This is a genomic window from Variovorax sp. LG9.2, assembly GCF_035018885.1.
GTDB lineage: Bacteria > Pseudomonadota > Gammaproteobacteria > Burkholderiales > Burkholderiaceae_C > Variovorax.
In genome coordinates this window covers 1-305 of record NZ_JASJXB010000125.1, presented here as the reverse complement: position 1 = coordinate 305, position 305 = coordinate 1, and the positions used below count along the sequence as shown (strand labels likewise).

Below are 305 nucleotides of genomic sequence, written 5' to 3'. Positions count from 1 at the left end.
CTGCCCCTGTCGCTGTGGAAGAGCAGCCCGGCCTGCTTGCCCGGATGACGCTTGAACCACGCCATGCGCAATGCATCGATCACGATGTCTCGCGTCATGTCGCTTCGCAGCGACCAACCGATCACCTGGCGGCTGAACAGATCGATCACCACCGCCAGGAACAGCCATCCCTCGTCGGTGGCGATGTAGGTGATGTCGCCCGCCCAGACCCGGTCGGGCCCGCTCACAGCGAACTCGCGGTTCAGCACGTTGGGCGAGATCGGCAGATCGTGGCGACTGTCGGTGGTGACCTTGAAGCGGCGCTT

General features: G+C 64.3%; 1 protein-coding gene. It reads right to left on the bottom strand.

From position 1 onward, the window contains the following. Positions 1-305: DDE-type integrase/transposase/recombinase (locus QN413_RS27200; RefSeq protein WP_323499658.1), on the bottom strand; the 305-nt coding region annotated here is incomplete at both ends.